This is a genomic window from Bifidobacterium sp. UTBIF-68, assembly GCF_006408855.1.
GTDB classification, from domain to species: domain Bacteria; phylum Actinomycetota; class Actinomycetes; order Actinomycetales; family Bifidobacteriaceae; genus Bifidobacterium; species Bifidobacterium reuteri.
The window spans coordinates 22,508-30,880 of the sequence record NZ_JFAN01000020.1 but is presented as its reverse complement, the minus strand read 5'-3'; the positions used below and the strand labels follow the sequence as shown (position 1 = coordinate 30,880).

Sequence of the window (8,373 nt, the reverse complement as noted above, 5' to 3'; positions counted from 1 at the left end):
GTTCGCGGACGACCAGAACCATCGCGCGGGTTCGCGGACGACCAGAACCATCGCGCGGGTTCGCGGACGACCAGAACCATCGCGCGGGTTCGCGGACGACCAGAACCATCGCGCGGGTTCGCGGACGACCAGAACCCTCACGCGGATTCGCGGATGACCAAATCCGTCGGCATGTGCACCACACGGGGCGACCGCTCGCCGCCGATCGTCTTGATGACCACGTCGGCCATCATGAGCCCGCGCTGATCCATGTGCTGGTCGACCGTGGTGATCTGCGGCGTGATGGAGGTGGCGGCTGAGCTGTTGTCGAACCCGGAAACGGCCACATCGCCGGGCACGTCCTTGCCCAACCGCTGCAATTCCTGGATCGCTCCGAGCGCCAACGTGTCATTGGCGCAGATTACCGCATCCACATCATCCAAAACGCCTGATTCATGCCATTCGCGAATCGCATCGGCACCGCTGGTCGTCTTCCAATCCGCCGAATAGCAAATTGGATGATCGATACTGGTCGGCAGCATCTCGCTGGTCACATTGACGAACGCCGCCAATCGTTCCGGTGCGCCGGGCATGTTCAAGGGGCCGCAGATGTAGGCGGGTCGTCGTCGCGCCAGCGTCCCCTTCGGCGCGAGCACATACCGCACGAGTCCGCTCATGGCGGTGAGGTTGTCCACATCCACCGAGGGGCAAGCTATCGATTCGTTGAAACCGGTGCCGCACACCACTGCGGGCAGCGACCGCTCGGCCAGCAGCGAGAGCAGCGGATCGTTCTTCGATAGTGTGTAGAGCAAATATCCGTCTGCGAAGCCGCCGGCCACCAGTTGTTTGATATTGTTCGCCGCGATGTTTTCGTCCGAGATCATCGTCACCAACTGCCAGCCCTCGCGCGTCACGCGTTCGTTCGCGCTGGCCATGATCTGCGCGATATTGGGATCGGTGAGCACATCCGATGATGCGCCATGGATGATCAGCGCGATGATATGCGTGCGTTGCTGGGCGAGGGAGCGTGCGCTGGTGCTGGGGATGTAGGCGGTTTCCTTGACCGCTTTGTCGATGCGTGCGGCGGTTTTCGCGGACACGTTGGGGTGGCCGTTGAGGTAGCGGGAGACCGTGGCATAGGAGACGCCGGCGCGGTCGGCGACGTCGTAGATCGTGGCTTTTTGCGGGGGCTGCGTTGATGGTGCCGCCGGTGTTGATGGTGCCGTTGACGATAGCGCTGGTGTTGATGGCTTGGCTGCCGATGCTGCTGCGGCTGTCGCGCTGTCCACCGCGCTCGTGCGGTGTGATGATTCGATGTGGGCGACGGCAGGAGTCGCCGACTCGGCTGTAGGCTCGATTGTCTCCGGCGTCAGCGGCACAGGAGCCTCGGTGGCGTCCGCCTGATGCTGGTCTGTTTGTTGCTTGGTCATGTGTGCCTCTTGTCGGTGGGTGGACGCTGTTGCCTGTGCCGTTGCTGTTTCCTCGGGTGTGTGACGCTGGTGTCGTGAGACATTGATGAACACGGGTGCCGATGACGTCACTATTGTGACGCCGATGGTACCGGTGTCGGATGCCGTTGCGCTGGCTGTTGTGCCGTCGTCAATGACTCCGACATCGTGACGCAGGCGTGGTATCTGCGTCAGAAACCGGCACTGCAGGCACCGGTACAGACGCATGTGCCGTCGTGATATCGGTACCAAGCCAGCGCCGCGGCGCAGGGTCGGCTGGTCCGGCACCGCTGTACGCCGGCATCGGTCACTTCCATGATAAGTGACTGCGATACCGGCGTTTCGCTCACAGTTCCCAGTTTCTACCCAGAGTTTTCGTAAGTGCTTACAGTCATTGTACTCCCAATATTCTAAGCGCTTACAAAATAGTGTATGCTAAGGAGCGTGTAAACAGTCACGGCGTTCGTGATCCTTGCATGGGGTTCATCAGGAGGAATCCCGAAGGAAAGAAACCAAGGAGTGCAATGAAGCGAATAACACCCTCTGCATCCCAGAGGACATCGGCTTCTCAGCCGACGCTGCGCAAGGCCATGGCGGCCATTGCCAGCGCGGCCATGCTGCTGACCATCGTGCCGTTGGGGGTACAGACGGCCGCAGCAGCGGAGCCGACGTTCACTGATGACGGCACAGTCCAGACCTATGCTGCCACCGGTGCCGGCACCGACGTGCTCGGCAACAAGACCGACACGCCGGACGTGGCCTCGGACAAGTACCAAGTCACCATCAACGACACCCCGGTGGAGGCCGTGCAGTACACGGCTAAGGGCCACAACTTCGACATCGCGCGCTTCGCGTCCAGCTCGCGCACGCCAGTGGTCAAGGTCACAATGATCAACGGCGAGAAGATCGACAAGGTCAACATCTACCCTGAGCGCTACTACGTGGGCAAGTACGAAGTCAGCGCCGACAAGACGACCCTGACCTTCAAGATGGAGTCCAGCCTGTTCTCCGCCATGGTAATGATCAACAGCGGCGACACGGTCAACGCCAAGGGCCAGCCGTACCTCGCGCTGATCAACGACACCATCGAAGACAAGAGCGCCGCACCGAGCGCCGAGGCGGGCGCCAGCGCCGACGAGCAGGCCTGGGGCTACAACGAGGCCACCGGCGTGCTCAACTTCAAGACCTTCGCCAAGCAGTATCTCGAATCCAAGGCCGGCACCACGCTGCCTGACGGCAAGACCACGGTGAAGAAGCAGGAGGCCATCGCCTCCCACCACACCTCGCTGTGGAACGACGGCAAGGGCACCGAAATCGGCGGCCAGACCGCCACCGGCGTCACCTCCGAAGGCCGCATCATCTATGGCAAGGACAAGGACGGCAACGTCGTCACCGACGCCGCCAAGAAGGACACCGTCGTCAGCGGATCCGAGACCGTCACGCAGGTCGGCTACCCCGACCAGCGCGCCATGAGCGACGACGACGCCACCTACGCGCTGCAGGCTGCGTTTGATTTCATCGAAAACAAGGGCGCTTCGCTCAACACCCTGTACTTCCCGAACGGCACGTACACGTACGGCGGCCTTGACATCAACGGCGTCGACGGCAGTAAGGTCAAGGGCGGCACGCTCAAGATCTATGCCGATGAGGGCGCGCTGCTCAAGAACCACGTGCAGCCCTACCGCGAGGCGCAGGAGCCGGCCATCGGCATCTGGAACTCCAAGAACATCGAGCTTTCCGGCCGCGGCATCTACGACGGCCAGGGCGCGAAGAACTACTCCGACAAGAACGGCAACACCTCCGGCGACAAGAACGACGCCTACAACAGCCAGCATCAGGCCGGCGTGATGGTGGTGCAGTCCAGCGACATCGTGCTCAACGACACCTACATGCGCGGCGCCAAGCAGTGGAACTGGGAGACGCACACCGCCAAGAACGTGACGTTCAACAACATCAAGGGCCTGACCCCGTACGAGATGAGCTGGGGTGACGGCATGGACTTCGCGTCCGGCCAGAACCTCACCGTCAACGGCGCCCTGACCTTCGGCAACGACGACACCTTCGCCTCCGGCCACTACAACCCGGGCCGCTGGTTCCAGCCGGACAAGCCGGACCTGTACAACAAGATGTTCAAGTTCAACACCGACAGCCCCAACATCCAGGGCTATGACAACGCGGTGGGCGGCTACGACGCGTTCGTGGAATCCCACGGCATCGACAACGACGCATGGGATACCGCCGACAGCCACGACATCACGCTCAACAACACGCTGGGCTGGTCGTTCTCCGGCGGCAACGGCATCCGTCTCGGCCATGAGGCCCACGGCTACCAGCTGAAGAACTACACGTTCAACAACTTCAACTCGCTGGGCTTCAAAGGCGGCGGTCGCGCCATCACCATCCAGAACCACACCGACATCTACCCGCGCTACGAGAACATCGTCATCAAGGACTCTTCGTTCGACACCTCGCGCGTTGGTACGAACTTTGACATCAACGGTGCCGACGGCTCCAGCAAGGCGACCGTCAAGTCAGCCGATCAGCAGCAGAACGGCTATCGCCCGAACCCGGACGGCAGCAACGCCGACTACAACGTCGAGCGCTTGCCCATCGCCAAGGTGACCATCGACAACACGTGGTTCTCCAACGCCAACGCCGGCTTCGCGCTGAACAATATCACCGATGCCACCGTCAACAACCTGTACGTGGGCGGCAAACAGGTGCAGTACACGAACATGGCCAAGTTCACCAAGAACGACTCCGTGGCCAACTTGGCCTACACCTACACCGACGCGGACGGCAAGACCCAGAGCGTCAAGCAGAACACCGTACCGACGTTCACCGCTCCCGAGTCCGACACCGTGACTGCCAAGAGCGATGAGAAGCTTAGCTTCGATGTCACGGTCTCCGACCCCGATGTGGAGAACGGCGACAATGTGAAGCTTACGGTCTCCGACCTGAGCGGGCTCAAGGGCGCGACGTTCGATGCCGCGACCGGCAAGTTCGAGTGGACCCCCACCGAAGAGCAGATCGGCGAATACCCGGTGACCTTCACCGCGGCCGACGCCGGCGCCCAGGCGGGCGACTACGACGCCACCACCAAGACCGTCACCGTCAAGGTGATCTCCTCCAAGTCCGAAGTCAAGTCCGTGGCCGCTTCTGGCGACGCCTACGTGGCGTCCTGGAAGTCAAACAAGAACAACGACTACAGCACCAACCCGGTCAAGAAGCAGACCGACGGCTACTTCGCCGTGCGCAACGCCGACGGCAAGGGCCTGTTGGGCGAGCAGAACAAGAGCACCAGCACCGGCGACGGCACTGATGTGAAGCTCGGTTTCGTGCAGTTCGATCTGAGCCAGTTCAACGGCAAGACGCCGTCGCTGGCGCAGCTGAAGCTCACGCTGATCGGCCGCCGCTATGACACCGCGAACCGTGCGGACGAGCAGATCACGGTGACCCCGGTCAACGCCGACAAGCGTCTTGACGGCACCGCGTTCGACGGCACGCTGTCCGGAATGACCTGGAACACCCGCCCGAACTTCGACGCTGCCGACGATGCGACCACCGCCTCCGCCGCGTTCGACAACAGCAACAACGAAGTCCGCAACGACGTGCCCGGTTCCGTGCTCGGCACCACGGTCACTGTTGACGTGACCAAGGCCGTGCAGGATGCGCTGGCAGCCGGCAAGACCACGCTCACGCTGGCCGTGGGTGGCAAATTCGCCAACGACGAGCTGTACTTCGTGAACACGAAGGGGGCCGCCGAAGGCCGTTATGGCGCCAAGGCCGATCAGGCCCCGACGCTCGACGTCACCCTGCCGCTCGACTCCGGCACCACCAAGCCGAACCCGCCGGCCACCGACGTGCCCACCACGGATCAGGTTCCGAACTACACCAAGTTCGAGGCCATCGCCGACCCGGGCACCAAGGACAAGAACTACTTCCAGCCGCTCTGGTACGCCAAGGACTCCGATGACGCCACCACCGGCAGCCACATTCAGGCCCACGGCGGCCAGGTCATCACCGTCCAGGAGAACGGCCAGACCGTCTACTACTGGTACGGCGAGGACCGTTCCTCCGGCTACTACAACTCCCACGGCGTGCACGTCTACCGCTCCACTGATGCCATGAACTGGGTAGACAAGGGCGTTGCGATGCGCTCCATCTACTACGATGGCGAGCTCACCGACGACAGCTACTTCACCGACCTGTACGGCCTGAAGGATGCGGACGGCAAGGTAAACGAGGCCAAGGCCAAGAAGCTCGCCTTCTACCTCAACACCAACACCGACGTGGACGGCGATGGCGTCAAGGACACCGCGAACGCGATCTTCGAGCGTCCGAAGGTGCTGTACAACGCCAAGACCAAGAAGTACGTGATGTGGTGGCACGCGGACGGCACCAAGACTGCGGGCTCGACCGCCAACTACGAGCGTTCGCTCGCCGCGGTGGCCGTATCCGACTCCCCCACCGGTCCGTTCAAGCTGACCGGCGCATACCGTCTGCCCAACCGCGAGGATTACAAGACCGGCCACAAGAACGCAGTACCTGGTGGCTCTCGCGACATGACCGTGTTCCAGGATGACGACGGCACCGCGTACCTCATCTACTCCTCGGAGGAGAACCGTACGCTGTACATCGCCAAGCTGAACGACGACTACACCAACGTGGTGAAGACCACGAAGGACACGTCGAAGGTGGCCGATGCGGACCTGCAGTACTCCGAATCCGGCGAGTATCCATACACGCTGGCTGACGGCGGCGAGGGCGCTCCGGTCGCCGGGCAGGACTTCGTGATCGTCAAGGATCGCGGCATGCTCGAGGCACCGGCCATGTTCAAGAACAACGGCAAGTACTACATCATCGCCTCCGGTGCCACCGGCTGGGCCCCGAACAAGCAGACGTACTACACGTCTGACTCGGTGTTCGGCGCATGGATTCGCGGCGTCCAGGCCGATGACCAGTACGAGAACACCGCGTTCGGCAGCCTGCCGGAGGGTGCCGATGGCCTTCTTTCCGTGGGCGACACCCGTGGTTCCACCTTCGGCTCGCAGACCGCGTCCGTGTTCCAGATCCAGCCTGGCAAGTTCATCTACATCGGTGACCGTTGGGACTCCGGCAAGTCCAACTCCACGTATGTCTGGCTGCCGATCTCCATCAACGCCACCACCGGTGCGCTGACCATGCAGAACCCCGCCACCCAGGATCCCGCCACGTATGGTGACGGCTGGGATGTGAGCTACTGGGATCAGTCCGCAGACAACCCGCTCAACCTCGCTTCGATTGAGGTCAACGGTGCTGCGGTGGCCGGATTCAACGGCGGAACCACCACTTACACGGTGGATACCGGTGCATGGGGCAAGGTGCCTACGGTCAAGGCCGTGGCCGCCGACCCCGAGCACACGACCGTGACCGTGGACGTCAACACCGCCCGCGCGATCGTGACCGTCGCCTCCAAGGATGACCCGGCCCAGACCCGCACCTACACCGTGCGCTTCACCGCATCGGCCGAGGGCGCGCAGCAGGTGGGCGAACCATGGAAGACCACCAGCTGGGGCAACGCCGGTACCTTCCTGCAGGGTGAGGCCACCGGTTCCTTCCGCATCACCGACGCCTCGAACAACGGTGCATGGACGAACAAGGACAACCTGTCCACCATCTACCAGCCGGCCAAGCTCGGTGTGGGCGACTCGATCGAGACGACCATCACCTCCTCCCAGCCCGGCAGCAACGAGGACCCGCGTGCGGGCATCATCGTGCGCAACGATCTGAGCGCGGCCGGCCAGGGCAAGGCCCACGGCTACGCGCTGCTGATCGCCAGCACCAAGGGTGCGTTCTTCCAGACGGATTCGAACAACAACGGATTCATCGACAAGGAACTCGACAAGGTGGCCGAAGCCGCCAGCTCCATCGACACTCCGGTGTCGTTCAAGCTGGTGCGTAACTCCGCCACCGAGCTGGAAGGCTTCTACAAGCTCGCCGGCTCCGCCGAGTGGAAGAGCCTCGGCACTGCCACTCTCGGTGAGGATGCGGCCGACAAGCTCGACGTGGGCATCTTCGCCACCTCGAACAATGCCAAGGGCGACTACACCGCCATCTTCGACGGCACTGCGGTGACTGCCAAGGGCGAGCCCGAGCCCTCGCAGCCGACTGTGACCGGCATTGAGGTGAGCGGTCCGGACGACGTCGAGTACACGGTCGGTGAGACGTTCTCGGACAAGGGTCTGACGGTCAAGAAGCTGATGTCCGACAACACCTCGGATGAGGTTGCCGCAGGCGACTACACCCTGTCCGCCGTGGACGCCTCCGGTGTTGTGGTCGATCTGTCCAAGCCGTTCGCGGCTGCGGGCAAGGTCACCGTGACCGTTGCGCTGAAGGACGATGCCACCAAGACCGCCGCTTTCGAGCTGACGGTCAAGGACAAGCCGGTCACGCCTCCTGCCGAGACGACGGTCGATGAGATCGCCGTGACCAAGCAGCCCGCGAAGACCGAGTACACGGTCGGCGACAAGTTCGACGCCTCCGGCCTCGAAGTGACCGCCAAGCTGTCCGATGGTGAGACCCGTGTGCTGGGCTCCGACGAGTACCTGCTCACCGGCTTCGATTCCTCCAAGGCTGCGGACGCTGTGACGGTGACCGTGACCTACACCGGCAAGGACGCGGGCAAGGATCTCAAGCCCGCCACCTTCACCGTGAAGGTCAAGGCGAAGGATGCCGGTTCCGACAATGGCGGCAACGGCAACCAGGGCAACCAGGGTGGCAATGGCAGCCAGAACCAAGGCAACCAGAACCAGTCCGACAAGAACAACAACAAGTCGGACGGCAAGGGTGACGGCAATCTGGTGAATACCGGTTCCGCTGTCGCCGGCGTGGCTGTCGCGATGCTGCTGCTGGCAGTGGCGGGCATCGCGCTGGCCGCCGTGCGCCGCAGTCGCCGGTAGCCGGT

General features: G+C 62.7%; 2 protein-coding genes. One reads left to right on the top strand and one right to left on the bottom strand.

The genetic code is table 11. The features are described from left to right. Positions 1-137: 137 nt before the first annotated feature. Complete coding sequence (locus BW14_RS06495) at positions 138-1,409, bottom strand: LacI family DNA-binding transcriptional regulator (RefSeq protein ID WP_181162319.1); 1,272 nt, start codon at positions 1,407-1,409, stop codon at positions 138-140. Between the two features lie 542 nt (positions 1,410-1,951). Between BW14_RS06495 and BW14_RS06490 the strand changes: the two genes are divergently transcribed. Further along, positions 1,952-8,368 (top strand): bacterial Ig-like domain-containing protein, encoded by a 6,417-nt coding sequence (locus BW14_RS06490; protein ID WP_140489675.1) that lies wholly within the window; start codon positions 1,952-1,954, stop codon positions 8,366-8,368. Positions 8,369-8,373: the final 5 nt, after the last annotated feature.

What these genes read in the sequence shown, in the direction of transcription:
- BW14_RS06495 (WP_181162319.1), bottom strand. Translation starts at nt 1,409, where the DNA reads ATGACCAAGCAACAAACAGACCAGCATCAGGCGGACGCCACCGAGGCT.
- BW14_RS06490 (WP_140489675.1), top strand. Translation starts at nt 1,952, where the DNA reads ATGAAGCGAATAACACCCTCTGCATCCCAGAGGACATCGGCTTCTCAG.